The sequence below is a fragment of the Stenotrophomonas beteli genome, from assembly GCF_001431665.1.
Lineage (GTDB): Bacteria > Pseudomonadota > Gammaproteobacteria > Xanthomonadales > Xanthomonadaceae > Stenotrophomonas > Stenotrophomonas beteli.
Genome location: NZ_LLXV01000022.1, coordinates 15,480 through 41,059, shown reverse-complemented (window position 1 = coordinate 41,059; position 25,580 = coordinate 15,480). Strand labels below are relative to the sequence as shown.

The following is a 25,580-nucleotide window of genomic DNA, read 5'->3' as shown; positions in this document are numbered from 1 at the left end:
GACAACGGCCACCCCACCGGCGCACTATTTCAGCTGCAGGGGATAGCGCTGCCACAGCACATGGACCAGGAAACCGGCCAGCTCGGTGTCACGGGCACTGACGGCCGCACGAATCTTGTCCAGCAACACCATGTCGCTGCACGACCGCACGTCGGCGTGATTGGCCTGCCCGGCCCTGCGCGCACGGTAGCGCGCGGCCCGCTGCGCATCACTCATCGCGTACCCGAACTTGGGCGGACGACCGCGCTTGCGCGGCAGGGTCAGCTCAAGGGTTCCGGGGTCTTTGTCATCACGCATGGGCAGGGTGCGGGCGGCGGCGAGCAACGGGGGGTGCGCAATTTATCGTGAGGCATCACTTTAATCCAGCTTTTTCTGCAGTTTTGTTGCGACGCAATGCAAAAACTCCAGGCCACAGGCCGCATCCCCCGGACCCACAAGAAAGGGAGCCCGCGAACGGGCTCCCCTCACCTTCCTCACGCCGCGCGTACCGGCTCGTAGCCGTGCAGGTGCGCCTCACTGCTCGCCCGCCCCTGGCTGAGCGAACGCAGCGACGTGGTGTAACCCACCAGCTGCGCCAATGGTGCAAAACCACTGACCTCAGCGCGACCGTCCTGGTCATCGATACGAGCGACACGGCCGTGCCGGCGGTTGAGGTCGCCGACCACATCCCCCACCGACGCCGACGGCGAATGCACCGTCACCGCCATCACCGGCTCCAGCAGTTGCGTACCACCCTCGGCCAGCGCCGCCTTGATCGCCTCGGCACCTGCGCGATGGAACGCCATCTCCGAGGAGTCCTTGGCATGGGTCTGGCCATCGACAAGACTGACCTCGATGCCGACCACCGGATGCCCTTGCGGGCCTTCCGACAGCGCAGCACGCACGCCCTTCTCCACCGCCGCGATGAAGCTGCGCGGCACCACGCCACCGACGATGCGGTCGTTGAACACCACCTGGTCGTCCCCACGCGGCGATACATCCAGCACCACGTGCGCGAACTGGCCCTGTCCGCCGGTCTGCTTGACCAGCCGCCCGACGACACCGGTCATCGCACGCATCGGCGTCTCCTGGTAAGCCACGCGCGGCGCACCCACGCCCACGTCCACCTTCCATTCACTGCGCAGGCGTTCGACCATCACCTCAAGGTGCAGCTCGCCCATTCCCCAGACCAGGGTCTCCGCCGTGTCGCGATCGGTTTCGACGCGGAACGAGGGATCTTCCTGGGCCAGGCTGGCCAAGCCCTGCGCCATCCGGATCAGGTCGGCCGCACGCGCCGGTTCCAGCCGCCACGCCAGCACCGGCGCCTGTGCCTGGATGTTCTCCAGGCGCAGCGGCTGCGCACGGCCGCTCAGCGTTTCACCGCTGACCGCATCCTTCCAGCCCAGCACCGCGACGATGTCACCAGCCACGGCCTGTTCGATGTCGTGGGTCTGGTCAGCCTGCACCCGCACCAGCCGGCTGACACGCCGTCCCTGCGGATGCTGCGAACTGGCCACGGCGTCGCCCACCTTCAAGGTGCCCGAGTACAGCCGCACGAAGCTCAGTGCGCCATGCTGCTGATGGGTGATCTTGAACAGCAGGCCGGCCAGCGGACCGTCCGGATCCGGCGGCAGCACGACCTCGCCCTCATCGCTTTCGGCGCTGACGGCAGGGCGATCCAGCGGCGACGGCAGGTAATCGACCACGGCGTCCAGCAGCGTCTCGATGCCCTTGTCCTTGAACGCAGCACCGGCCAGCACAGGCACGCCCGCACCTGCCAGCGTCGCCCGGCGGATCGCCGCGCGCAGCTGCCCGGCATCGATCACGCGACCTTCCAGCCAGGCATCGGCCAGTTGTTCGTCGTGATCGGCCACGGCCTCGACCAGCGCATCGCGCTGGGCTTGCCACTGGGCCCGCGCCGCTTCGTCCCACGGGGTTGCCGTGGTTGCGGCACCATCCTGCCACTGCAGCACGCGCTCATCGACCAGATCGACCCAACCGTTGAAGCCGCTTTCGCTGCCCAGCGGCACGCCCAGCGCCCACGGCCGCGCCTGCAGTTTGTCCTGCAGCTGCTCCAGCACGCGCTCGAACGACGCGCCGACGCGGTCCATCTTGTTGACGAAGGCGATCAGCGGCACGCGATGGCGACGCGCCTGGCGCCACACGGATTCGGACTGCGGTTGCACGCCATCCACGGCCGAGAACACGGCCACGGCGCCGTCGAGCACGCGCAGCGAACGCTCGACCTCGATGGCGAAGTCGATGTGGCCCGGGGTATCGATCAGGGTCAGCCGATGCGGCGGCAGGTCGCGCGGCGCCCATTGCGCCTGCACGGCGGCCGCGCCGATGGTGATGCCACGCTCACGCTCGATCGCCGAGAAGTCGGTGGTCGCATTGCCGTCGTGCACTTCGCCGACACGATGGATCTCGCCGCTTTTCCACAGCAGGCGTTCGGTCAGCGTGGTTTTGCCGGCGTCGATGTGGGCAATGATGCCGAGGTTGCGACGGCGGGAAAGGGTCTGGGTGTTCATAAAGAGGTTCCTGCAAAGCCAACTCCAGGGGCCGCGCACCCCGGTTGGCGACAGGGCGCGCGGCTAGCGTTCGGTCTCGGCGATCTGGTGCATGGCACGTTCTCCTTCGCAGTGCTGGGTAGAGTCGACTGGGTAGAGTCGACCAACAAAAAAAAAGCAGAAACGAAAAGAGCGCCCCGGAGGGCGCTCTGTCGAAGGTCCAGCGATGGCCGCTTCAGCGGCCTCGTGGGGCTCCAGGCAGACACGCCCGTTCCGCGCTTGCGCGGGTCAGGGTGAAAAACTTCAGGAGCGGCATCCGGTTCATGGGGCGCATTCTAGACCTGCCAATCTGGCGCGCAAGTGAATATTGCACACATGGATGGAACGATGAGGCCGACAATGATCGGGGTCAGATCCCTTTGCCCCTGGGCAAAGGGATCTGACCCCTCTCAGCCTTTACTGGCAGCCGTGCAGCGTGCGCGCCTCGGCCACGGTCGCCGCCTGGTCATCCCCCATCGAGATCCACCCCTTCAGCGACGTCGCCGGGTCCATGTGCGGCTGCCGTGCGCCACCGTGGACCACCACTTCGGTCCAGCTGCCCACCGGCGCCAGCTCGGACAAGCGTGCCGCCTGGTCGTCCTCGGTGCTGAACATGTCGTCCGGGTCTGCCGGCGGCGTGGTACTCACGGTTTCCGTCTTGCGGGCTCGAACGCGAAGTGCACCGTCCGGCAGCCGCTGGGTGATCACGTCGTATCGCTCAACCCCATACGCCCAGCTGTTTTCGCCAACGCTGCGGGTCTCGCTGCCATCATCAGCCACGGTCACCACCTCCCCTGCCGGCCCGATGACGCCCGCGACAGCCCCCAGGCCGGACATCAGCGCCTGGTAGACGATCATCTGCCGCTGCTCGGAGGTCAACGCTCCGGCCTTGAGCTTGGTCGCAGGAATCTTCAGGTACGCCGCCTCCCTGCACAGCACCAGCACCTGCTGGTCATCCCAGCTCACCGACATTTCCTCGTTGCCGAAGTACTGCGTCCTGATCGAGGTGACAGCGGCGCCCTCGCCAGTGGACTGCCGCGTCTCGATCAGCGAGGCGTTCTCGGCTGCGTGGGTCAGTGAAACGGCAGGCGTGGACGCCGCATGGGAGGCGCTCGCCGAGGCGAGCATCGCAGCGAACAACACGCTGCGCGAAGCGGTACGGATCATTGCATCAGTCCATTGAAACAGAACAAACGCCAATGATACTCCGCGCTTGCCGCTCGCCCTCGTCAGGTCACCACCACCAACGGCACCCCGCGCCGCGGATGCTCCAGCACCACCACATCCTGCTGATATACCCGCTGCAGGTTGTCTTCGGTCAGCACCTGCAGCGGCGTGCCATCGGCCGCCACCCTGCCCTGTTCCAGCAGCACGATGCGATCGGCGTAGCCAGCGGCCAGATTGAGATCGTGCAGCACCACGATCACGCACGCACCGGCTTCGGCACAGGCACGCACACTGCGCAGCGTGCGCTCCTGGTGGCGCAGATCCAGCGCTGCGGTCGGTTCATCGAGCAGCAACAGCGGCGTATCCTGCGCCAGCACGCGCGCGAACGTGGTGCGGGCGGATTCGCCACCGGACAGCTGCTGCACCTCGCGCAGGCGCAGCGCCTGCAGTTCGGCGGCATCGATGGCCGCTTCCACCCGGGCATCATCCACGAGCGGGTCCGGCGGATGCGGCAAGCGCCCCATCGCCACCACTTCTTCCACGCTGAAGGCGAAACGAACGCCGTGCTCCTGCGGCATTACCGCGCGCTCGCGCGCCAGCGGCCCGGCCTTGTAGCTGGCCAGCGGCCTGCCCAACAGGCTCACTTCGCCCACGTCGGCACACAGATCGCCGGCCGCCACGGCCAGCAACGTGGATTTGCCTGCGCCGTTCGGGCCAACCAGCGCCGTCACCGTGCCGGGCTCGAACGCCAGCGAGATGCCATGCAGGATCTCGCGCTGCTGGCGGCGCACCACTACCTCGTGCAGCTTCAACAGCACGCTCATGGCGCCGCCTTGCGGCGCTGCTGCAGCACCAGCCAGAGGAAGAACGGCGCGCCGAGCGCAGCGGAGAACAGGCCCAGCGGAATCTCCGCCGGCGGATCCAGCGTGCGCGCTGCGGTGTCGGCCACCACGATCAGCAGCGCGCCAAGCAGGCCGGACAACGGCAGCAACCAGCGATGACCCGGGCCGACCAGCAGGCGCGCCACGTGCGGCACCACCAAGCCAACGAAGCTGATCGAACCGGCAAACGCCACCGCTGCGCCCACCAGCAGCGCACTGAACGCGACCAGGCGGCGTCGTGTGCGGGTCACATCCAGCCCGAGGTGCTGGGCCTGGCGCTCACCCAGCGCCAGCATGTCCAGCGGCGTGGCCAACCGCTGCAACGCGAACACGCCAATCGCAAACAGTGGCACCACCGCGGCCACGTCGGCCCAGTTGGCGCGCGCCAGCGAGCCCATCTGCCAGAACACCAGCGACTGCAACTCGCTTTCGCTGGCGATGTAAGTAAGGAAACCGATCAGTGCCGAGCAGAACGCCGCCATGGCGATGCCGACCAGCAGCAGCGTAGCATTCCCACTGCCTTTGCCGGGCCGTGCCAGCGCATAGGTCAGGCCGATGGCCAGTGCACCGCCAGCGAATGCCGCCACCGGCACCAGCCAACCGGCTGCGCCCGCAGCGCCGAGAACAATGGCAGCCACCGCACCCAGCGCAGCACCCTGGCTGACACCGACGATACCGGGGTCGGCCAGCGGGTTACCGAACAGGCCCTGCAGGCTGGCACCGGCCATCGCCAGCGACGCGCCGACCATCGCGCCCAACAGGGCGCGCGGAATGCGCAGCTGCCAGACCACCGCCAGATCACGGCTGCTGACTGCCTCTGGGTCAAGCAGGCCCAGCTTCACCGCCAGCGCCTGCACCACCTCCAGCGGCGGCAGCCGCAGCGGGCCCACGGCGAACGACGCCAACACCGCACCCAGCAGTGCCAGCAACGCCACCAACAACATCGTCCGCCCGCGACGGCGGCGCCGATCCGCCGGACTCATGCCTTCGGCAACGCCGCCAGCGCCTTGGCCAGCGCCAACGCGCCCGCACCGGAACCGACACTGGTGTACTTCAGCTGCACATCCGGCATCACCCAGACCCGGTTGGCCTGCCCGGCCGGGGTCTGCTTCAGCGTCGGGTACGCCTTCCACAGGCCGTCGGCACCGCCGAACAGCTGCAGGTCATGCTCGGTCACCAGGATCACCTCCGGCGCCGCGGCGACCACGCCTTCATTGCTCAGCTGCGAGTAGTTCTTCACCCCCGCCTCGGTGCCGATGTTGACGCCGCCCGCCAGCGCGATCAGCTGCGCCGAGGCGCTGTCGGCACCAGCAACCGTCGGTGAGCCGCCGGCGCCGGTGGCCGACACGTGGATCAGTCGTGGCGCATGGCCCAGGCCCTTGCCAATCGCTGCAGCCTCGTCGAGCTGGCGCTGCACCTGCGTGGCAAGTACCTCCCCTGCCTCGGCCAGCCCTAGTGCGGCAGCGACCTTGCGCACCTTGTCCGGCGCCGGCTGCAGGTCATCGATGACCACCGCCGGCTCGCCCACTTCGCGCAGTTTCCTGGCCAGCTCGGTGTGGCGGCGCAGGCTGTTGCCCAGGAACAGCGAGCCCTGCAGGCTCAGCACGCCCTCCACGCCCGTGGTGCGGTTGAACAGGAACTGGTGCGGCGCGGCCATGCCGGCCTGGGTGGTGGTGTTGGTCGGCGCGGCAAAGACCTGCGTGCCCATGCCCAGCGCCTCGATCACCGCGATGACGTCGTCGCCCCCGGCGATGATCCGACTGGTGTCGGTCACCTCGATATCGGCACCGTCATCGGAATGCACCTTGGCCGGCAGCACGGCCTTCTGGTCACGCACCGCCGGCATCCCGGTACCGGCCACGCGCTGCCAGCCTGCCGACAATGCGGCTTCCGCAGCGGCCGTTGCGGCGGGCGGCTCGGCGGCCTTCTGGCCATCAGGCGGTGTCGACGAACCACTGCAGGCAGACATTGCCAGCGAAACAGCCAACGGAAGCGCACACAGGCGCAGACGGGACGTGATGTTCATGCTCGTTCTCCTTGCTGGCAGGGCGACGCGCAGGCCGCCCTGCCCGGTGACTTACTGCTTCGGGGTGATGCGGGTGATGCGGTCACCCTTCGGGTCCTCAGCGCCGCGCGACTTGTTCACCGCGAATACGTTGCCCTTGCCGTCGGCGCGGACGTGGTTAGGCAGCGTGCCGCCATCAAGATTGGCGACCACCTTGCCGTCACCGTTCACCACGGTGACCGTGCCAGCTCCACGGTTGCTGACGTAGGCCAGGCCGGAAACATCATCGAAGGCGACGTTCAGTGCGCCGGCGCCGACCGGCACATCGTGCAGCACCTTGCCGGCGGCCACGTCGACGATCAGCAGGTTGTCGGTGCCCTGCGAGGCCACGTACAGGCGGTTGCGCGCCGCGTCAAAGGCCACGCCCGACGCACTGATCGAGTTGCCCAGGTCGATGACCTTCTCGACCTTGCCACTGGCCACATCGATCACCGCCGCTTCCGGGGTGCCGATGCTGACGGTGAACAACTTGCCGCCCTTCTCGTCCAGCACCAGGCTCATCGGGGTGAACTTGCCCTCATCGACACCGGACTCCAGGGTGATCTGCGGCAGTTCCTTGAGCGTTCTGGCGTCGAACACCGACAGGTGGTCCTCACCCGTGGCCGAGGCGAACACCTTGCCGCGGGTGCCATCGACCACCACGTCGCGCGCGTGCGGCACGGCATCGACCGGGAACTGGTGGACCAGCGACAGGTCCTTCTGGCGATAGACCGCGATCGAGTTCTGGCGGGTGTTGGTGACCCAGACATTGCCGTGGGTGTCATCCACGCCCACGCCGTAGACCGCATAGACCGCACCGTTGGTGCTGCCCGGCACCTGCGCCGGGGTGATCGCCTTGATCACCTTCAGCGACGTCGGGTCCAGCTTCAGCAGCTGCGACTGGGTCACCGGCGGGCGGCCCACGGCCGAGGTCACGAACACTGCGTTGCTGGCGGCGCTGTAGGCGGACTGGTACAGGCCCGGCACCAGCTTGTTGGACTGGGTGGCGAACTGGGCCTGGCCGGACAGCGGCAGCTGCGGCGAGACGCGCAGCTTCAGCACGGTGGCTGCAGCCGGCTGGCTGGCGCGCACCACCACCGGGTGGGTACCCGGCACTGCATCGGCCGGAATGCTCAGCTGGGTCTTGAAGCTGCCATCGGCATCGACCACCAGCGGCTGCGCATTGAGCACGCTGTCGCCACGCAGCAGGCTGACCTTCTGGCCCGGCACGAAGCCACGGCCGATCACGTCGGCCGTGCTGCCGGGAACCACGTTCTCACCACGTGAGACGACCTCACCCTTGAAGGTGGCAGTGGCCGGCTGGTCGAACACCGGCTGCGCGGTGGCGGTGACGGCCAGCAGCAGACCGGCAGCGAGAGAGGTGAGACGGAGAGACGGACGGAACGACATGGCAGGCTCCTTGCACACGTAGGCCGCGCCACATGGCGCGGGATTCATCGGTTGCCTGGGCCGCTGCACGCCGGCAGCCTCGCCTGGGTAGTGGGGTCGCACGGCATCGCGTGCGAAGGGATTCACTCGGCGGCGTTGTCACCGCCATTGGGCGCGCCATCGCCGGCGCTGCGGTCGGTCACGCCGTACAGCTCATGCAGCGCGGCGTGGAACGACGCCGGCAGCATCGGGCCGTGACCGAGGCCATCGAACTCGCGGTACTGCACGCTCAGGCCCGGCACCTTGCCCAGCCGTTCGGACAACTGCATCGCCGCATCCGGGGTGGCGCCACCGATCCGGCGCAGGTGCGCGACCACGCGCGGATTGTTCATGTCGCGCTTGCCGCGATCGCCGACACGCTCGGCGCCGCCCAGCATCAGCCAGAGCTTTGCCGGCTGGCCATGCACGTTCTGCACGAACTGCTGCTCCGGATCGCCCAGTGCCGCGCCCTGGCTCCACCACAGCGACGGGCTGGCCGCCAGATAGGACTGGAACGCAGCCGGACGCGTGTACAGCGCATTGAGTACGAACAACCCGCCGAGCGAATGCCCCCACAGCGCTTGCTGCTGCGTATCGATGCGTGCGCGACGCTCGACTTCCGGCTTGATGCGGCGCTCGATCACGTCAAGGAAAGCCGCAGCGCCGCCGCCGACTGCCTGGGTCGTGCCGCTCTCGTCGTCGGCACGGTCGATCCACGCGGTGTAGTCGCGGGTACGGGCCTTCGAATCGATGCGCAGGTCGTTGTCGTAGCCGACCAGCACCAGCACCGGCGGTGCCTTGCGCGCGGCCAGTTCGGCCAGGATCGGCTGGTCCAGCACCATCGCCACGGCGTTGCCATCCAGCGCGTACAGCACCGGCAGCGGGGCCTTGCCGGCCTTGGCGGGGATGGCCACGTTTACCCGCCAGCGACGCTGCTGGTCCGGGCTGTCCACCACGAAATGCTCGAAGCGATAGCTCGCCGCAGGCTCGTCGAGCACGGTGTGGCCGATCTTCTGCAGCGGGTTGCGCTGCTGCGCATGGGCATAGGGGGTGGCCAGGAGCAGACTCATCATCAAGGCGGCCAGGCCGCGGGCCAGCGGCCCCCGGCGCGAAGGCAGGACGAAATGCTTCATCAGCGGCGGCGGAGGCGGCACAGGGACGCCGGTTCACAGGGGACCGCAGTCTACCTCAAACGCGAATGATTATCACATCGATCAAACGTCACGCTGTGTATCACGCGCGCGACAGGCCGGTTGCACAGGAGGCGGCACTCCCCTATTTTTCCGCCCACTGGGGCATTGGACCGCCCCACTTCCAGCGCAGCCATGGACGGCGGGCATTTGGCCATCGTCCGGGTCGCGTTCATCTGCTCCACGACTGCCATGGGATTGGATCCCATGATTGTGAGAACCCTTGAAGCACAACGCACTGATCGTCCTTACCCTCGGCCTGCTCGCCCCGCTGGCCGCGCACGCCGCACAGGATCTGCCGTCGCTCTACCAGGCCTTTGAGGAGGCCGGCAATTCGTCACTGGGCATGGACCAACTCAACCAGACGGTGACATTCACTGCCGTAGCACTGGGTGTTTCCAGCAACCTGGCGGGCGAACCGCTGATCGAGGCCGGCGACGACCAGGGCAATGTCCTGGCCCGGCTGACCACTGACGACGAACAGCAGGCGGCCAAGCTGGGCGCACTGGAAGAAGGCGCGACCTTCACCGCCAGCTGCACGCTGCAGTTCAGCTCGGGAACGGATTACCTGTCCTTCGGCGACTGCACCATCAAGTAAAGACGAAGCCGGCAAAATGCCGGCTTCACTTCTTTGCCGCTTGTAGAGTCGAGCCGTGCCCGACTCAGGAAATGTCACGGTCCCGAAGGCACCGGGCCGTACGCGTTCTCCTGCGGCGTACCCGGCAGCAGCGCAAAGACCAGGATCACGATTCCACCGCCCGGCACCAGCGCCAGCAGGTAGAACCACCCTGACTGGTTGCAGTCATGCAGGCGGCGCACAGTGACGGCCATGACCGGCAGCAGCGTGGCCAGCCAGAACACGACGAACAGGATGATCGACGCCATACCCAGAGCGTCGGACTGCATCACCAGAGCGGTGACCAGCGGCACCATCAGCACTGCTGAGATGATCAGCAGGAACAGCTGGAACATCCAGTACTCGCGGCGGTTGGCACGACCCTCGAACTGGGCGTAGCGCTTCAACGGCAGAATCATTTCCTGCACGGCATCGTTCCTTGATAAGAGAAGCCGCGCAGTGTGCCAAAGACCGGCGACGGGGACAACGTGGAGCCGAGCCCTGCTCGACTGCCATGTCACCCTGTAGAGTCGAGCCATGCTCGACTGCTGTTCCAGCGGACGCCTGCAGCCCATGCAAGAGCGACGTCGAGCATGGCTCGACGCTACATAAACCGGGTCAACGGCCCTTCGCGGCGCGAGCGGCCTCGCGTTCGGCGCGCAGGCGGTCCAGCTTTTCCTTCAGCTTGATCTCCAGGCCGCGTGGCACCGGGTTGTAGTACACCCGCTCGCCCATCGCATCCGGGAAACCGGTCTGGTCCAGCGCGATGCCGCCTTCGGCGTCATGGTCGTACTGGTACTCGGCGCCGTAGCCGAGCTCTTTCATCAGCTTGGTCGGCGCATTTCGCAGGTGCAGCGGCACTTCTTCGGTACCGCTCTGGCGCACGTCAGCCTTGGCCAGGTTGAAGGCCGCGTAGCCGGCATTCGACTTCGCCGTGCTGGCCAGATAGAGCACCAGCTGCGCGAACGCAAGCTCTCCCTCTGGGCTACCCAGCCGCTCGTAGATGTCCCACGCTTCCAGCGCCATGCTCTGCGCACGCGGATCGGCCAGGCCGATGTCCTCGATGGCCATGCGGGTCAGCCGGCGCGCCAGGTAGGATGGATCGCAGCCACCATCGAGCATGCGGGTCAGCCAGTACAGCGCGGCATCCGGGTTGGAACTGCGTACCGACTTGTGCAGCGCCGAGATCTGGTCGTAGAACTGCTCGCCGCCTTTGTCGAAGCGACGGGTACGGTCGGCAAGCACCTGGGTCAGGGTCTGCGGGGTGATGCGACCGCCCTCCCCGCCCGCCAGCTCGGCGGCGATTTCCAACAGGGTCAACGCACGGCGCACGTCGCCATCGGCGGCGGTGGCGATTTCCAGCAGCAGTTCGGGAGCGACCTCGATGCCCTCCTCGCCCAGGCCGCGTTCGCGGTCGCCCAGCGCACGTTCCAGCGCCTCGACGATGTCGGTCGGCGAAACGCCTTCCAGCACATGCACGCGGCAACGCGACAGCAGCGCCGAGTTCAGCTCGAACGATGGATTCTCGGTGGTGGCGCCGACGAACAGGATCGTGCCGCGCTCGATGTGAGGCAGGAACGCATCCTGCTGCGCCTTGTTGAAGCGATGCACCTCATCCACGAACAACACGGTACGCCGGCCTTCAGCGAAGCGCTGCGCGGCCTCGGCCAGCACCTGGCGCACCTCCGGCAGGCCGGATAGAACCGCGGAGATGGCGCGGAACTCCGCATCGGCGTACTCGGCCAGCAGCAGCGCCAGCGTGGTCTTGCCGCAGCCTGGCGGCCCCCACAGGATCATCGAATGCACACGACCGGATTCGACCGCGCGGCGCAGCGCACTGTCCGGCGCCAGCAGGCGCTTCTGCCCGACCATTTCGTCGAGGGTGCGCGGGCGCATGCGCTCGGCCAGCGGGCGCAGATGTTCCCGATCAACGCTCAGCAGATCGGGACCGGGGAATGAAGTGGAGCGATGTCTTGGCACCCTCCCATTGTACCGCGAGAGGGTGACGACGATTCCGGTAGTGCCGGCCGCTGGCCGGTAGATCAAATGCGTGTCAACCAAGGTTGACACCTACCAAGGCGGTGCCGGTTGGCACCCCAGCAGAGCAGTCAGCGCCGGGCCAACCGGTTCGGTAGTGCCGGCCGCTGGCCGGCAGATCAAAAGCGTGTCAACCAAGGTTGACACCCACCTAGGCGGTGCCGGTTGACACCCACCAGAGCAGGTAGCGCCGAGCCATGCCCCGCGCCCCGATCAATTACCGATGACGTCGGTGCCCTTCGGCGGCGTAAAGCTGAAGGTGCCAGCCGCGAAGCCGGGGTTGCGCTTCCAGCCACTGAAGGTGATCACGGTACGCTGGCCAACCGCATCGGTGATTTCCATCTTGGCCAGGCCCTGGGCGTTGAAGCCCAGCGCGGCGTACTGGAAGCTGGCTTCGGTCTCGCGCTTGGGCGACAGCGACAGCCACTGCAGGCCATCGCGCTGCGCGGCCTCTTCGCTGACGTCGTACTGCTGCTCCAGCAGCGCCGGGTTGATCAGCGCGGTCAGCGGGCTGTTCTGCTCTTCCTTGCCCTGCTCGCGCACGGTGGCCTGCTCCAGGTCCGGCTCGTACATCCAGACCTTCCTGCCATCAGCCACGATCAGCTGCTCGTGCGGGCGCACGTATTCCCATCGGAACAGGCGCGGCGCCGACAGCGCCACGCGGCCGCTGGTCGATTCCTTGACCTTGCCCCGGCTGTCGAACACCTGCTGGCTGAACTGGCCATCCAGGCCCTTCAGGCCGCTGGTGAACGTCTTGAGGTCATCGCGGGCGCCAGCCCAGGCACTGCCGGCGGCGGCACAGGCCACGGCCAGGGTGGTGGTGGCGAGGAAACGGCGGAAGCGGAAAGTCATGCGGAAATCCTGTAGGCGCAAACGCCAGGAAAGGTGGTTGCCAGTGTGCCCGTAGAAACATGAATGGGCGATCAGGGCGACATTATGCCGCCCCGAACGTCCATCGGCGATTCAGCCACCAGATGCCGGCAGCTTGCCGTACAGCACCTGGCCGCGGAAGCCGCGGCGCACCTCGCGGTACAGCGCGCGGAATGCGGCGTAATCCTGCGGCTGGCACAACGCTTCCGGGCCACGCACCGCGTTCTGCTGCAGGCGATGGTGCACGGTCACTACCTGGCCCTCCCGGCTCCAATCCACCCGGTAATCTCCCGCCGCATTGCTGAAACGCTGGCTGGCCGGGATCGCGATGATCGGTGCATTGGTCGGGAACTGCAGGCGATAGGTTTCTTCGCGCAGGCTGGCGTTGCAGTAGAACGGCGTTTCGTTGGCCGGCGCCGAGGCGGTGGCGTAGAGGCCGCGCACCGACTCGCCACCCGGCGGGTCCGGCACAGCCATGCCACCAGCCACGCTGAAGTCAGCGTAATCCTCAGCCTGGAAGGCCATGCGGTAGCCGAACGGCCGGGTCAGGTCGACCGGCACGCCCTGGATCTGCAGCTGCCCTCGCCCGTCGAAACCGGACGCAGCCATGATCTGCTCTTCAGCGCGCGCACGGTTCTGCGCGTTGAGCTGGGAGAACTGGGCGCGCATGCCGATCTCGGCGTTCTCGCCCAGCTTCGGAATGGTCTCACCACGCAGGTTGCCGTTGGCGTCGAAGGTGAAACGCACTTCCATCGAGGTCGCGTTACGCTCCGGCGTGTTGGCCGGGGTACGCGCCAGCGTGGCGTCGCGCGTACGCATCACCGGTGCACCCAGGTCACCCTCTGGCAGCTGACCGAAGCGCGCCCACGCGGTGGTCGAATCCAGGTACAGATCGAATTCCGGGATGTAGGTGATGGCGTGGTTGAAGCGGCCCAGCACCGGAATCTTCGGCAGCGTCGGGCCGCCGCCGGCACCGATCAGCACCGGCGAGCTGGCGATGCCCTTGGCCGCCAGCAGCGCCTCCAGGATCGTCACATGGTCCTTGCAGTCGCCGTAGTGGTTGTCGAGGATGCTCTGCGCGCTGTTCGGCTCCAGGCCACCATTGCCCAGGTACACCGCCACGTAGCGGATGTTCTGCGCCACCCAGCGGTACAGCGCATCAGCCTGTTCGCGGCGGTCGCTGATGCCGGCGGTGACCTGGTCGGCCAGTGCCTGCAGTTCCGGGGTGACCTGCGCGGCTGGGCCGGCCTTGAGCTGGTAGGCGCGGCCCATCTGCGACCAGTCACGATAGGTGCTGGCCATGATGTTCGGACCGAACTCCCAGCCCGCCGCCGACCAGTTCTGCGCAGGCATCGCCTCGCGACGCTGGTAGCGCCAGCGCCACTGCGCCTGGCCGTTCTTCACCGTGGGCCGGTCGCTGCCCTGCACGCCGCGGCTGTCGATGAACATCGGCAGGCTGGCCGGCGCACTCAGGGTGACTTCGGCATCCTCATACTCGGTGAACACATTGAACGTCTCCCACAGGCCGAAGTAGCCCGGGAAGTACGGTGTGACCTGGGTACGGCGCACCTGGTAGTACAGGCGCGTGCCCGGGGCCAGGTTCGGGAACACGATCACCCGCACCTTGCGGTCGGCATACATCGCCGCCGAGGCGCTGGAATAGCTTTCCTGAGTGTAGATGCGGTCGGCCGGCACGTCGCGGCGCTGGCCGTCGGCGGTGATGGTGTAGGCGCCAAGCACCTCCAGGGTTTCCATCTTCTCGCTGTAGCTCAGCCGAACCTGGCTGAACTGCTCGACCGAGGCCTTGGTCTTGAGCAGCACTTCGTAGGTTTCGGTCTGCACATTGCCGGCATCCGGCCGCACCTGGTAGTCGGCGCGGTAACGGACAATGCTGAAATTATTGCTGGCTTCGGTATCGCCGCTGGTGGAAGGCGGCGCCGTGGCGGGCGCGGAGGTGGCGGTGTCTGCCAGTGCCGGGCCGGCAGCCAGGAAGGCTGCCAGCGCCAGTGCCAGCGCGCTTGGTACGGGGTGAAGCATGCGTCGGTTCCTTGGACGTCGTGGGAATGCGCCGGGCCTTACTTCGGCGGCGGTGGTGCCAGCACCGTGCGGTCGCCGTTGTGTTCGGGCGCACTGACCACACCGGCCGCTTCCATGGCCTCGATCAGTCGTGCTGCACGGTTGTAGCCGATCTTCAGCCGGCGCTGCACGCCGGAAATCGACGCGCGACGGGTCTCGGTGACCACCCGCAGCGCCTCGTCATACAACGGGTCGGACTCATCGCCGGCCGAGCTGTTCTCGGGCAGGCCGGTGGCGCCAACCACGACGCCGTCGCCCATCGTCTGCACCTCGTCCAGCACGCCGTCAACGTAGTCCGCCGGCCCCATCGCCTTGAGGTGTTCGACCACGCGGTGCACTTCGTCATCGGACACGAAGGCGCCATGCACGCGCTCGGGCAGCGCGGTACCCGGCGGCAGGTACAGCATGTCGCCGTGGCCGAGCAGGGTTTCCGCGCCGGACTGGTCGAGGATGGTGCGCGAGTCGATCTTCGAGCTGACCTGGAAGGCGATGCGGGTGGGGATGTTGGCCTTGATCAGGCCGGTGATCACATCCACCGACGGGCGCTGCGTGGCCAGGATCAGGTGGATGCCGGCCGCACGCGCCTTCTGTGCCAGGCGCGCGATCAGCTCTTCCACCTTCTTGCCGACGATCATCATCATGTCGGCGAATTCGTCGATGAAGATGACGATGAACGGCAGCGTCTCCAGCGGGCGCGGCGCCTCGCCCAGTTCCGGGTTCGGCTTGAACAGCGGGTCCATCAGCGGCTGGCCGGCGTCCTGGGCTTCCTTCACCTTCTTGTTGAAGCCGGCCAGGTTGCGCACGCCCACTGCGCTCATCAGCTTGTAGCGGCGCTCCATCTCGGCCACGCACCAGCGCAGGCCGTTGGCGGCCTCCTTCATGTCGGTGACCACCGGCGCCAGCAGGTGCGGGATGCCCTGGTAGACACTCAGTTCGAGCATCTTCGGGTCGATCATCAGCATCCGCAGGTCTTTCGGCGAGGCCTTGAACAACAGGCTCAGCACCATCGCATTGACCGCCACCGACTTGCCCGAACCGGTGGTACCGGCCACCAGCAGGTGCGGCATGCGCGCCAGGTCGGCCACGGTCGGGCGGCCGGCGATGTCCTTGCCCAGCGCCAGGGTCAGCACGCTGGCCGACTTGTCGTATTCCTTCGAGCGCAACAGCTCGGACAGGAAGATCATCTCGCGCGTAACGTTGGGGATTTCCAGGCCGATCACCGACTTGCCCGGAATGACGTCGACCACGCGCACTGACTTCACCGACAGGCCACGCGCGATGTCCTTGTCCAGCGAACTGATCTGGCTGACCTTGATACCCGGCGCCGGCTCGATCTCGAAGCGGGTGATGACCGGGCCGGGATTGGCGCCGACCACCTGCGCATCGATGCGGAAGTCCTTCAGCTTGAACTCGATCTGCCGCGACAGGGTCTCCAGCGTCTCCTCGTCGTAGCCCTTGGGCTGCGGCTTGGGATCATCCAGCAACGCCAGCGGCGGCAGGTCCGAACCGTCACCGTTGACGCCGCGGAACATCGGGATCTGGTTGTCACGCTTGGCGCGGTCGCTCTTCTCGATCACCGGTTCCGGGCGCGGCTCGATCTTCACCGGCTCGCGCTTGGCGCGCACTTCGGCATCGGCCTTGCGCACTTCCTGGCGCTCCTCGCGCATCACCCGGGTCTGCTTCCACTCGGTGACTTCTTCCTTCTTGCGCTCCAGCAACGGCGCCAGCGACATCACGCCGCGGCCGATCTTCTCCATCACGCTGAACCAGGACAGCCCGGTTGCCAGCGTGATCGAGGCCAGCAGCAGCACCAGCACGAACAGGTTCGCGCCCAGTGCGCCAAAGCCCACGGTGAGCGAATTGCCGACCAGCTTGCCGAGGATGCCGCCGGCACTGGAGACATCACCGCTGAACAGGCGCACGTGCAGGAAGCCAGTGCCAGCGATCAGGAAGCCGACCAGGCCGACCAGCCGCAGCGCCGGGTCCAGGTCGTTCTCGCCCTTGCTCTCGCGCTTGAGGCCGAACATGGCGATCCACGCCAGCGCGCCCAGCACCACCGGCAGCAGGAAGGCGACGTAGCCGAACAGCTGCAGCAGCACGTCGGCGATCCAGGCCCCTGCACGCCCCCCCATGTTGTGCACCGGCGCGACCACGCTGCCGGTATGCGACCAGCCCGGGTCGGTGGCGGAGTAAGTGAACAGACTGGCCGCCAGGTACAACAGGGCTGGCGCGATGGCGATCAGGCCGAGATCGCGCCAGAGCCGCTGGCGGCGTGGATTGTCGGTCGTCGCCGCCGCGGCCGTGCGACGTGAGGCCTTGCTGTCGTCGGACTTGGAGCGTTCGGGGACCTGCTTCGCCACCTTAGACCATACCTTTGGAATGCGCTGTTAGTGATTGATAATAAATGAGACGGCGTCAGTTTTCAGTTATGCGACGCCTTGCGGTGTCTGTGGGGCGCCCGAACCACCGCTGGATGACGGCGTTCTGTTCATCGGCTTGAATCACCCCGCCCCAGCCGCCACTCTATGACCTGCCATGGATGCTGCGCAAACATCGCCAGCGCCTTGTCCCATCTACCTTTTCGCGAGTTTACATGAGCACCAGCCTGCCCTCCCGCCACCAGCGCCTCGTCATCCTCGGTTCCGGCCCGGCCGGTTGGACCGCCGCCGTCTACGCCGCCCGCGCCAACCTGAAGCCGGTCGTCATCACCGGCCTGCAGCAGGGCGGCCAGCTGATGACCACCACCGAGGTGGACAACTGGCCGGGTGACGCCCACGGCCTGATGGGACCGGACCTGATGGCGCGCATGCAGGCCCACGCCGAGCGTTTCGAGACCGAGGTCATCTTCGACCACATCCACACGGCTGACGTCTCCCAGCGCCCGTTCAAGCTGATCGGCGACAGCCACGAGTACACCTGTGATGCCCTGATCATCGCCACCGGCGCCACCGCCAAGTACCTGGGCATCCCGACCGAAGAGGCCTTCAAGGGCCGCGGCGTGTCCGCCTGCGCCACCTGCGACGGCTTCTTCTACCGCGACCAGGACGTGGTCGTGGTCGGTGGCGGCAACACCGCCGTGGAAGAGGCCCTGTACCTGTCCAACATCGCCCGCAAGGTCTACCTGGTCCACCGCCGCGACACCCTGAAGGCGGAAAAGATCATGCAGGACAAGCTGTTTGCCAAGGTTGCCGCCGGCAAGATCGAAACGGTCTGGCACCACCAGGTGGAAGAAGTGCTGGGCAACGAGGCGGGCGTGACCGGCGTGCGCGTGAAGTCGACCCTGGACGGCAGCACCCGTGACATCGACGCCCACGGCTTCTTCGTTGCGATCGGCCACCATCCGAACACCCAGCTGTTCGACGGCCAGCTGGCGATGAACAACGGCTACCTGGAGATCCGCTCCGGCCTGGGCGGCAACGCCACCCAGACCTCGGTGGAAGGCGTGTTCGCCGCCGGCGACGTGGCCGACCAGCACTACCGCCAAGCGATCACCTCGGCCGGTTTCGGCTGCATGGCCGCACTGGACGCCGAGCGCTACCTGGACGCACAGGGCAAGGCCAGCTGAGAGGCGAACCCGTTCCTGTAGCGTCGAGCCATGCTCGACCCAGGCAAAAGGCCGACGCCAATGCGTCGGCCTTTCTGTTTCATCTGCCCTATCCTCTCCCCATGCCCTCCCCCCGCTTCCTCGACGCCCTGCAGTCCATTGCCGCCACTGACTGGGATGCCCTGCACGACGGGCAGAACCCCTTCGTCAGCCACGCCTTCCTCTCAGGCCTTGAACAGCACGGCTGCCTGCGCGAGGACTGGGGCTGGCAGCCCCGGCACTTCACGCTTTGGGAAGGCGACACCCTGGTCGGCGCCATTCCGGGCTACCTGAAGACCAATTCGCACGGCGAATTCGTGTTCGACCATGCCTGGGCCAACGCGTATGCCCGTCATGGCCGCGACTACTACCCGAAATGGCTGGGCGCGGTGCCGTACTCGCCGGTCACCGGCCCGAGGTTGCTGGCACGTCACGATTCAGATCGCGCCACCTTGCTGTCGGCATTGCGCGAGGCGCTGCCTGCACTGGACGTGTCCTCGGCCCATATCAACTTCCACACCGCAGCGGACGAAGCGCTGTTCGGCGATGACTGGCTGCTGCGCGAAGACGTGCAGTTCCAGTGGCAGAACCCGGGTGACTGGGCGACATTCGATCAGTTCCTCGGTGCGATGAACCACAAGCATCGCAAGAACATCCGCCAGGAACGGGCCAAGGTCACCCGCCAGGGCATCACCTTCCGCGTGGTGCACGGCGATGAAGCCAGTCGTGCCGACCTGCAGGCGATGTATCGCTTCTATCTGCAGACGTTCCTCGAGTACGGCAACGCCCCGGCGCTCACCGACGCCTTCCTGCGCCACCTGGCCATTTCATTGGGCCGCGGGCTGGTGCTGTTCCTGGCCGAACAGGACGGCGAGCCGATTGCCGGCGCGCTGTGCCTGCGCGGTGGCGACACGCTGTACGGGCGCTACTGGGGCGGCGCCACCCTGCCCGGCCTGCATTTCGAGGCCTGCTATTACCAGGGCATCGAGTACTGCCTTCGCGAAGGGCTGACGCGCTTCGAGCCCGGCGCACAGGGCGAACACAAGCTGGCGCGGGGTTTCCTGCCGACGCGGGTGCGCAGCCGGCACCGGGTGGCCGATGCGGAGTTCGCAGAAGCCCTTCAGGACTGGTGCCAGCAGGAACGGCGCGAGGTGCGTCGTTACCAGCAGGCGCTGCTGGGGCATAGCCCATTCCGCGCGGAGTAGCGTCCGGCTCGCTTGACCGACATGCCAACCAGGGTTGGCATCGACCCCCGTTACACTGCGGGCATGACCCGCCCGCTGCCCTGGCGCCTGGCCGATGCGCCGGACGCGCCCTTTCCTCCGGCCGAGACCGCGCTGCGCCAACCTGATGGGTTGCTCGCCGTCGGTGGCGACCTGCACCCGTTGCGCCTGCTCAACGCCTATGCCGGCGGCATCTTCCCGTGGTTCAGCGAGGGTGAGCCGATCCTGTGGTGGTCGCCCGATCCGCGCATGGTGTTCCGCACCGAGGGCGTGCACCTGTCCAGCCGGTTCCGTCGCCAGCTGCGCGCCAGCCAATGGGAGGTCACTGCCGATGTGGCCTTCCGCGAGGTGATGCGCGCCTGTGCCGCCGCCCCTCGCCCCGGCCAGGACGGCACCTGGATCAGCCCGGCCATGGTCGACGCCTATAGCCAGCTGCACGACCTGGGCTTCGCCCACTCCTTTGAAGTCTGGGACCGGCAGACGTTGGTCGGCGGCATCTACGGCGTGGCGATCGGCGCGATGTTCTTCGGCGAAAGCATGTTCAGTGGCGCCAGTGGCGGCTCCAAGATCGCCCTGGCCGCATTGGCATCCACCCTGCATGACTGGGGCTGGGAACTGATCGATGCACAGGTGGAGAATCCGCACCTGCTGCGGATGGGGGCCGAGCACCTGCCGCGCGCCGAGTTCCTGGACCACCTGCGCCGGGCGGTGCGCCGCGAGGGCCGTGAAGGGCCCTGGACCCGGGCCGTCGGACGCCTGCCGGCGAAGCGTTTGGCCGAGGGTTAACGCAAACTTTGCAAGCTGGCCGCATCACGCGTAAAATACCGCGCCTTAGGCCCAGCGTGGCCGTTTTCTGAACCGCACAGGACTACATGTCGAAAGACGATTCCATCGAGTTCGAGGGCACCGTCAGCGAGACGCTGCCGAACACCACTTTCCGCGTTCGCCTGGAAAATGGGCACGAAATCATCGCCCACATCTCCGGCCGCATGCGCAAGAACTACATCCGCATCCTCACCGGTGACCGGGTCAAGGTTGAAATGACCCCGTACGACCTGACCAAGGGTCGTATCACCTACCGCATGAAGTAAGCGGTCGGCGCATTGCGCCACTCTGACAGGGCCGGCCTTGCTGCTGGCCCTTTGTCGTGCGCGGAAGAACGTGCCCGGCTTCGAAACGGTTCGATTTTCGTCTTTGTCTGAAGTCCAGCATCGCGCCAGGACTCTAGACTCAACGCGTTCTTCACAGAGGGCGTTGCGCGCATGACCTACCTGATCGTCCTGGACCCGCAGTCTGTCACCAGCCGCTGTTATGCCAGCAAGGGACCGGACGGCACCTGGTTCGGCCAGCCCTGCCTGGTCTGTACCAGCATGGACGCCTCCCACCCCCTGTACCTGGCTGTGCAGCGCGAGATCCCGCACATGGGCAACACGCTCAAGCAACGACTGCACATTCCGCACGAGGCGGTCGCATTCGTCATCGAGGCTGGCGGCGACCAGGGCCGCCAGCAGGGGTTCCGTTCGATCGCGGCCTGATGCCGCCAAAGGCCATCGTGCCGGTGAACAGCATTGGCACCCCCATTCCGCTCCAGCAAGGCCGCGGACGACAGGCCCACTGGAAACAACAAGGGCAGCCGAAGCCGCCCTTGTCATGTCAGGTCTTTCAACGCCAAGCCTAAGGCGTCAGCTCACTCCACCGTGATCGGCAGCAGCCGTTCCGGCTCGGCCTGGGTCTCCACCACCAGCTCGTCGTCGCGCACATCGATGCTGACCTTGCCGCCGTTGACCAGCTTGCCGAACAACAGCTCGTCGGCCAACGGACGCTTGATCCTGTCCTGGATCACGCGGGCCATCGGGCGCGCACCCATCAGCGGGTCGAAGCCGTGGTGGGCCAGCCAATCACGTGCGGTCGGCGTGGCCGACAGGCTGACGTGCTTCTCCTGCAGCAGCATCTCCAGCTCGATCAGGAACTTGTCGACCACGCGCAGGATGTGCTCGAAGCCCAGCGGCTGGAACTGCACCACCGCGTCGAGGCGGTTGCGGAACTCAGGCGTGAACGCGCGCCGGATGGTCTCCATCGCATCGGTGGCATGGTCCTGCTTGGTGAAGCCGATCGAACGCCGCGAGGCCTGTGCCGCACCGGCATTGGTGGTCATCACCAGCACCACGTTCTTGAAGTTGGCTTCGCGACCATTGGTGTCGGTCAGCACACCGCGGTCCATCACCTGCAACAGGATGTTGAAGATGTCCGGGTGCGCCTTCTCGATCTCGTCCAGCAGCAGTACGCAGTGCGGGGTCTTGACGATCTTCTCGGTCAGCAGGCCGCCCTGGTCGAAGCCGACGTAGCCGGGGGGCGCACCGATCAGGCGGCTGATCGAATGCGGCTCCATGTACTCGGACATGTCGAAGCGGACCAGCTCGATGCCCAGCTGCAGCGCCAGCTGCTTGGTCACCTCGGTCTTGCCGACACCGGTCGGGCCGGCGAACAGGAAGTTGCCGATCGGCTTTTCCGGGTTGCCCAGGCCCGAACGGGCCAGCTTGATCGCCGACGCCAGGGTGCCGATGGCCGGGTCCTGGCCGAAGATCACCATCTTCAGGTTGCGCTCCAGGTGCTGCAGCACGTCCTTGTCGGTGGCACTGACCTGCTTGGCCGGGATCCGCGCCATCTTGGCCACGATCGCCTCCACTTCCTCGACGTCGATCAGCTCCTTGCGCTGGCCTTCCGGCAGCAGGCGCTGGCGCGCGCCAGCCTCATCGATCACATCGATGGCCTTGTCCGGCAGCAGGCGGTCGCCGATGTGCTTCACCGACAGGTCCACCGCCGCCTGCAGCGCCTCGTCGGAATAGGTCACGCCGTGGTGCAGCTCGTACTTGGACTTCAGCCCCTGCAGGATCTCGTAGGTCTCGCCCACCGTCGGTTCGACGATGTCGATCTTCTGGAAGCGGCGGGCCAGCGCGCGATCCTTCTCGAAGATGCCGCGGTATTCCTGGAAGGTGGTCGAACCGATGCAGCGCAGCTCGCCCGAGGCCAGCGCCGGCTTGATCAGGTTGGACGCGTCCATGGTGCCGCCCGACGCCGAACCGGCACCGATGATGGTGTGGATCTCGTCGATGAACAGCACCGCGTTGGGCACCTTCTTCAGCGCGGTCAGCACGCTCTTCAGGCGCTTCTCGAAGTCGCCGCGGTACTTGGTGCCGGCCACCAGCGCGCCCAGGTCGAGCGAGTAGATCACCGCGTCGGCCAGCACGTCGGGCACCGAGCCCTCGATGATGCGGCGGGCCAGGCCCTCGGCAATGGCGGTCTTGCCCACGCCGGCCTCACCCACGTACAGCGGGTTGTTCTTGCGGCGGCGGCACAGGACCTGGATGGTGCGTTCGATCTCGTCGGCACGCCCGACCAGCGGGTCGATGCGGCCGGCCCGGGCCTGCTCGTTGAGATTGCTGGCGAACTCGGTCAGGGCGTCGCCCTTGGGCTCGCCCTCGCCCCCTTCCATGCGGCCTTCGCCCTCGGAGGACGAAGACGGCTGCTCGCCCTCCTCGCCCAGCTTGGCGATGCCATGGGACAGGTAATTGACCACGTCCAGCCGGGTCACGTCCTGCTGGTTGAGGTAATAGACGGCGTGGGAGTCCTTTTCACCGAAGATGGCCACCAGCACGTTGGCGCCGGTGACTTCCTTCTTGCCCGAGGACTGCACGTGGTACACGGCCCGCTGCAGCACGCGCTGGAAGCCCAGGGTCGGCTGGGTATCGCGCCCGTCATCTTCGGCCAGGCGGGACACGGAGGCCTCGATGGCCTGTTCCAGCTCCTGGCGCAGGCGTTCGGCGTCGGCCCCGCAGGCCTTCAATACGGCCTGGGCAGACGGGTTGTCGAGCAGTGCCAACAGCAGGTGTTCGACCGTCATGAACTCATGCCGGGCCTCACGGGCGCGCTTGTAGCACTGGCCGATGGTGTGTTCGAGGTCTTTGCTGAACATGGATTACTCCGGCGGCAGATGGGGACAATATGCGGCCTGACTACGCGATTTCCATCACCCTAGCGGATTGCAGCGTTCAGATGGCGTTAGCAGTACAGATTGCTTGATCTTCATTCACCCCAGGACAGCCCACCCGGCATGAGCGAACCCTACCTGAGCCACTGGCGATTGCGGCGTGATGGGGCGGCCATCGAAACGCCCCACGCCCGGCTCTGGCCGGTACTGACCGCCGCCGGCGAACCGGCGATGCTCAAGGTCAGCGACGAAGCCGAAGAGCAGAACGCCCATCGGCTGCTGCGCTGGTGGGACGGTGACGGCGCCGCCCGCCTGCTGGCCCATGAGGGGCCGGCCATCCTGATCGAGCGCGCCGCCGGCGACTCGCTGCGGCAGCGCTCGATCAATGGCGAAGACGACACCTGCACCACCCTGCTGTGCCAGGTCCTGCAGCGGCTGCACCGGCCACGGAGCACCGCGCCCAGTGACCTGGTGCGCCTGCGTACATGGTTCGCCGACCTGCTGCAGCCAAGGGCCGCGTTGCCGCCACTGCTGGAACAGTGCAGATCGCTGGCGCTGACGCTGCTGCAGGACGAGCAGGAGATCCGGCCACTGCACGGCGATCTGCACCACGACAACGTGCTGGATTTCGGCGCGCGCGGCTGGCTGGCGATCGACCCCAAGCGCCTGCTGGGCGACCGTGCGTTCGATTACACGACGATGTTCAGCAACCCGGACCTGTGCGGCCCGGGCATCCACGTCGCCACGCGGCCTGAACGGTTTGCCGCACGGCTGCAACAGGTCAGTGCGCTGGCCGGCATCGAGCCCCGTCGCCTGCTGCGCTGGATCGCGGCCAGCGCCGGACTGTCAGCGGTCTGGTTCCGGGATGATGGCGACCCCGCCGATATCGACGAGGCAGTCGCCCGGATGGCCCTGGAGGCGCTGGCGGAGGGGTAATCCAACCGTAGAGCCGAGCCCACGCTCGGCTGCCCTGGCAGCGATCTGGATGCCCGTACGAACAGCAGTCGAGCATGGCTCGACTCTACAAAAGGCCGGTCAGGCCTTTTCCATCGTGCACAGCAGCGGATGCTGGTTCATGCGCGAATACTCGTTGACCTGGGCGACCTTGGTCTCGGCCACTTCGCGGGTGAACACCCCGCACACCCCGCGGCCACGGGTATGGACATGCAGCATCACCTGCGTGGCCTTGTCCAGGTCCATGCTGAAGAACTGCTGCAGCACATCCACCACGAAATCCATCGGGGTGTAGTCGTCATTGAGCAGCATCACCTGGTAGAACGGCGGCGGCGCCACTTCCGGGCGCGCGGGCTCCACGGCAATACCGTGCTCGTGATGGGAATCGGGGGAAGACTCGCGAGGCATCCGTCCATTATAAGGCCTGTGCCGAGCCTGCGTCGGCCCGCCGCAGATTGGACGGCACGGACGCCCCCCGTCACAATTGCACCTTCTTTCAAATTCGCTTCACAGGATCTTCATGAAAAGGACGCTTCTGCCCGCCCTGCTGCTTGGCCTGGCCGCCACCGGCTCCGCCGTTGCCGCACCGGAGGCTGACAAGTCCGTGGCCCGCCACCTGGACAAGCTGGGCTATACCTACGAAGTCGACGAGGACGGCGACTACCGCATGGTCTTCGACGTCGAAGGCGATCGCACCCAGATGGTCTACGTGCGCTCGGCGGTTGAGGATTTCGGCAGCCACAACATCCGCGAGATCTGGTCGCCGGCCTACAGCGCCAAGACCAAGCAGTTCCCGGTGGCCGTGGCCAACCGCCTGCTGGAAGATTCGCAGGATGCCAAGATGGGCGGCTGGGTGAAGCAGGACAGCACCGCCATGTTCGTGGTGAAGATCGATGCAGACGCAACCCCGGACCAGCTCAGCGACGCCATCGATGCGGCCATCCGCACCGCCGATGCGATGGAGCTGGAACTGACCAAGAAGGACGACTTCTGAG

The 25,580-nt window shown here is 66.6% G+C and carries 23 protein-coding genes; 8 read left to right on the top strand and 15 right to left on the bottom strand.

All coding sequences use genetic code 11. The features are described 5' to 3' along the window. Positions 1-24 precede the first annotated feature (24 nt). From ARC23_RS05785 to ARC23_RS05750, 8 genes are all read right to left on the bottom strand, one after another. Positions 25-297 (bottom strand): hypothetical protein, encoded by a 273-nt coding sequence (locus ARC23_RS05785; protein ID WP_005409616.1) that lies wholly within the window; start codon positions 295-297, stop codon positions 25-27. Positions 298-473: 176 nt separating this feature from the next. Further along, positions 474-2,510, bottom strand: coding sequence for an elongation factor G (fusA, locus tag ARC23_RS05780; protein ID WP_057496360.1), 2,037 nt, complete (start codon positions 2,508-2,510; stop codon positions 474-476). Between the two features lie 435 nt (positions 2,511-2,945). After that, positions 2,946-3,695 carry a hypothetical protein gene (locus ARC23_RS05775; RefSeq protein ID WP_057496359.1) on the bottom strand — a complete coding sequence of 250 codons (750 nt, stop codon included), beginning with the start codon at positions 3,693-3,695 and terminating at the stop codon, positions 2,946-2,948. A gap of 62 nt (positions 3,696-3,757) precedes the next feature. Then, positions 3,758-4,519: a heme ABC transporter ATP-binding protein gene (locus ARC23_RS05770; RefSeq protein ID WP_057496358.1), complete on the bottom strand. Its 762-nt coding sequence runs from the start codon at positions 4,517-4,519 to the stop codon at positions 3,758-3,760. Then, positions 4,516-5,559, bottom strand: coding sequence for a FecCD family ABC transporter permease (locus ARC23_RS05765; protein WP_057496357.1), 1,044 nt, complete (start codon positions 5,557-5,559; stop codon positions 4,516-4,518). Before ARC23_RS05765 ends, ARC23_RS05770 begins: the two co-directional genes overlap by 4 nt. Then, entirely contained in the window at positions 5,556-6,602 is a 1,047-nt protein-coding gene (locus ARC23_RS05760) for a heme/hemin ABC transporter substrate-binding protein (protein ID WP_057496356.1), read from the bottom strand. The genes ARC23_RS05765 and ARC23_RS05760 overlap by 4 nt, the downstream gene beginning before the upstream one ends. Positions 6,603-6,653: 51 nt before the next feature. After that, positions 6,654-8,030, bottom strand: a complete 1,377-nt coding sequence (locus ARC23_RS05755; RefSeq protein WP_057496355.1) for a YncE family protein — start codon at positions 8,028-8,030, stop codon at positions 6,654-6,656. Between the two features lie 122 nt (positions 8,031-8,152). Next, positions 8,153-9,181 carry an alpha/beta hydrolase gene (locus ARC23_RS05750; RefSeq protein ID WP_057496354.1) on the bottom strand — a complete coding sequence of 343 codons (1,029 nt, stop codon included), beginning with the start codon at positions 9,179-9,181 and terminating at the stop codon, positions 8,153-8,155. Positions 9,182-9,461: 280 nt separating this feature from the next. Between ARC23_RS05750 and ARC23_RS05745 the strand changes: the two genes are divergently transcribed. Continuing rightward, positions 9,462-9,836, top strand: a complete 375-nt coding sequence (locus tag ARC23_RS05745; RefSeq protein ID WP_057496353.1) for a hypothetical protein — start codon at positions 9,462-9,464, stop codon at positions 9,834-9,836. 74 nt (positions 9,837-9,910) lie between these two features. Here ARC23_RS05745 and ARC23_RS05740 read toward each other — a convergent pair whose 3' ends face one another. The 5 genes from ARC23_RS05740 to ARC23_RS05720 all read right to left on the bottom strand — a co-directional run bounded on the left by ARC23_RS05740 (position 9,911) and on the right by ARC23_RS05720 (position 17,197). Next, positions 9,911-10,282, bottom strand: a complete 372-nt coding sequence (locus ARC23_RS05740) for a DUF805 domain-containing protein (protein WP_057496352.1) — start codon at positions 10,280-10,282, stop codon at positions 9,911-9,913. A gap of 190 nt (positions 10,283-10,472) precedes the next feature. After that, positions 10,473-11,750: a replication-associated recombination protein A gene (locus ARC23_RS05735; RefSeq protein WP_238985200.1), complete on the bottom strand. Its 1,278-nt coding sequence runs from the start codon at positions 11,748-11,750 to the stop codon at positions 10,473-10,475. Positions 11,751-12,104: 354 nt separating this feature from the next. Beyond that, positions 12,105-12,743 (bottom strand): outer membrane lipoprotein chaperone LolA, encoded by a 639-nt coding sequence (gene lolA / locus ARC23_RS05730; protein ID WP_057496350.1) that lies wholly within the window; start codon positions 12,741-12,743, stop codon positions 12,105-12,107. Between the two features lie 111 nt (positions 12,744-12,854). After that, the gene (locus ARC23_RS05725) at positions 12,855-14,798 is read right to left on the bottom strand and encodes a DUF3857 domain-containing protein (protein ID WP_057496349.1); all 1,944 of its coding nucleotides are present in this window, start codon (positions 14,796-14,798) and stop codon (positions 12,855-12,857) included. A gap of 38 nt (positions 14,799-14,836) precedes the next feature. Further along, positions 14,837-17,197, bottom strand: a complete 2,361-nt coding sequence (locus tag ARC23_RS05720) for a DNA translocase FtsK (RefSeq protein ID WP_057496348.1) — start codon at positions 17,195-17,197, stop codon at positions 14,837-14,839. Positions 17,198-17,430: 233 nt separating this feature from the next. Here ARC23_RS05720 and trxB point away from each other — a divergent pair, with 233 nt between their 5' ends. The 5 genes from trxB (at position 17,431) to ARC23_RS05695 (ending at position 21,178) form a co-directional block, all read left to right on the top strand. Beyond that, complete coding sequence (trxB, locus tag ARC23_RS05715; protein ID WP_057496347.1) at positions 17,431-18,402, top strand: thioredoxin-disulfide reductase; 972 nt, start codon at positions 17,431-17,433, stop codon at positions 18,400-18,402. Between the two features lie 101 nt (positions 18,403-18,503). Continuing rightward, positions 18,504-19,625, top strand: coding sequence for a GNAT family N-acetyltransferase (locus ARC23_RS05710; protein ID WP_057496346.1), 1,122 nt, complete (start codon positions 18,504-18,506; stop codon positions 19,623-19,625). Positions 19,626-19,688: 63 nt separating this feature from the next. Further along, positions 19,689-20,429, top strand: coding sequence for a leucyl/phenylalanyl-tRNA--protein transferase (gene aat / locus ARC23_RS05705; protein WP_057496345.1), 741 nt, complete (start codon positions 19,689-19,691; stop codon positions 20,427-20,429). 86 nt (positions 20,430-20,515) lie between these two features. Further along, positions 20,516-20,734: a translation initiation factor IF-1 gene (gene infA, locus ARC23_RS05700; RefSeq protein WP_005409596.1), complete on the top strand. Its 219-nt coding sequence runs from the start codon at positions 20,516-20,518 to the stop codon at positions 20,732-20,734. A gap of 171 nt (positions 20,735-20,905) precedes the next feature. Continuing rightward, positions 20,906-21,178, top strand: a complete 273-nt coding sequence (locus ARC23_RS05695; RefSeq protein WP_057496344.1) for a hypothetical protein — start codon at positions 20,906-20,908, stop codon at positions 21,176-21,178. Positions 21,179-21,330: 152 nt separating this feature from the next. On the opposite strand, the gene clpA is transcribed toward ARC23_RS05695, so the two are convergent. Further along, positions 21,331-23,616, bottom strand: a complete 2,286-nt coding sequence (gene clpA, locus ARC23_RS05690) for an ATP-dependent Clp protease ATP-binding subunit ClpA (protein ID WP_057496343.1) — start codon at positions 23,614-23,616, stop codon at positions 21,331-21,333. A 138-nt stretch (positions 23,617-23,754) separates the two neighbouring features. Between clpA and ARC23_RS05685 the strand changes: the two genes are divergently transcribed. Further along, positions 23,755-24,567 carry an APH(6) family putative aminoglycoside O-phosphotransferase gene (locus ARC23_RS05685; protein WP_057496342.1) on the top strand — a complete coding sequence of 271 codons (813 nt, stop codon included), beginning with the start codon at positions 23,755-23,757 and terminating at the stop codon, positions 24,565-24,567. A gap of 99 nt (positions 24,568-24,666) precedes the next feature. On the opposite strand, the gene clpS is transcribed toward ARC23_RS05685, so the two are convergent. Further along, positions 24,667-24,993 (bottom strand): ATP-dependent Clp protease adapter ClpS, encoded by a 327-nt coding sequence (gene clpS, locus ARC23_RS05680; protein WP_057496341.1) that lies wholly within the window; start codon positions 24,991-24,993, stop codon positions 24,667-24,669. Between the two features lie 112 nt (positions 24,994-25,105). Here clpS and ARC23_RS05675 point away from each other — a divergent pair, with 112 nt between their 5' ends. After that, positions 25,106-25,579 carry a hypothetical protein gene (locus ARC23_RS05675; RefSeq protein WP_057496340.1) on the top strand — a complete coding sequence of 158 codons (474 nt, stop codon included), beginning with the start codon at positions 25,106-25,108 and terminating at the stop codon, positions 25,577-25,579. The last annotated feature ends 1 nt before the right edge of the window (position 25,580 follow it).

Coding starts and splice junctions, on each gene's coding strand:
- fusA (WP_057496360.1), bottom strand. CDS start 2,510: ATGAACACCCAGACCCTTTCCCGCCGTCGCAACCTCGGCATCATTGCC.
- ARC23_RS05675 (WP_057496340.1), top strand. CDS start 25,106: ATGAAAAGGACGCTTCTGCCCGCCCTGCTGCTTGGCCTGGCCGCCACC.
- ARC23_RS05770 (WP_057496358.1), bottom strand. CDS start 4,519: ATGAGCGTGCTGTTGAAGCTGCACGAGGTAGTGGTGCGCCGCCAGCAG.
- clpS (WP_057496341.1), bottom strand. CDS start 24,993: ATGCCTCGCGAGTCTTCCCCCGATTCCCATCACGAGCACGGTATTGCC.
- ARC23_RS05775 (WP_057496359.1), bottom strand. CDS start 3,695: ATGATCCGTACCGCTTCGCGCAGCGTGTTGTTCGCTGCGATGCTCGCC.
- ARC23_RS05725 (WP_057496349.1), bottom strand. CDS start 14,798: ATGCTTCACCCCGTACCAAGCGCGCTGGCACTGGCGCTGGCAGCCTTC.
- ARC23_RS05760 (WP_057496356.1), bottom strand. CDS start 6,602: ATGAACATCACGTCCCGTCTGCGCCTGTGTGCGCTTCCGTTGGCTGTT.
- clpA (WP_057496343.1), bottom strand. CDS start 23,616: ATGTTCAGCAAAGACCTCGAACACACCATCGGCCAGTGCTACAAGCGC.
- ARC23_RS05785 (WP_005409616.1), bottom strand. CDS start 297: ATGCGTGATGACAAAGACCCCGGAACCCTTGAGCTGACCCTGCCGCGC.
- ARC23_RS05710 (WP_057496346.1), top strand. CDS start 18,504: ATGCCCTCCCCCCGCTTCCTCGACGCCCTGCAGTCCATTGCCGCCACT.
- ARC23_RS05685 (WP_057496342.1), top strand. CDS start 23,755: ATGAGCGAACCCTACCTGAGCCACTGGCGATTGCGGCGTGATGGGGCG.
- ARC23_RS05750 (WP_057496354.1), bottom strand. CDS start 9,181: ATGAAGCATTTCGTCCTGCCTTCGCGCCGGGGGCCGCTGGCCCGCGGC.
- trxB (WP_057496347.1), top strand. CDS start 17,431: ATGAGCACCAGCCTGCCCTCCCGCCACCAGCGCCTCGTCATCCTCGGT.
- ARC23_RS05735 (WP_238985200.1), bottom strand. CDS start 11,750: ATGCGCCCGCGCACCCTCGACGAAATGGTCGGGCAGAAGCGCCTGCTG.
- ARC23_RS05765 (WP_057496357.1), bottom strand. CDS start 5,559: ATGAGTCCGGCGGATCGGCGCCGCCGTCGCGGGCGGACGATGTTGTTG.
- infA (WP_005409596.1), top strand. CDS start 20,516: ATGTCGAAAGACGATTCCATCGAGTTCGAGGGCACCGTCAGCGAGACG.
- aat (WP_057496345.1), top strand. CDS start 19,689: ATGACCCGCCCGCTGCCCTGGCGCCTGGCCGATGCGCCGGACGCGCCC.
- ARC23_RS05755 (WP_057496355.1), bottom strand. CDS start 8,030: ATGTCGTTCCGTCCGTCTCTCCGTCTCACCTCTCTCGCTGCCGGTCTG.
- ARC23_RS05695 (WP_057496344.1), top strand. CDS start 20,906: ATGACCTACCTGATCGTCCTGGACCCGCAGTCTGTCACCAGCCGCTGT.
- lolA (WP_057496350.1), bottom strand. CDS start 12,743: ATGACTTTCCGCTTCCGCCGTTTCCTCGCCACCACCACCCTGGCCGTG.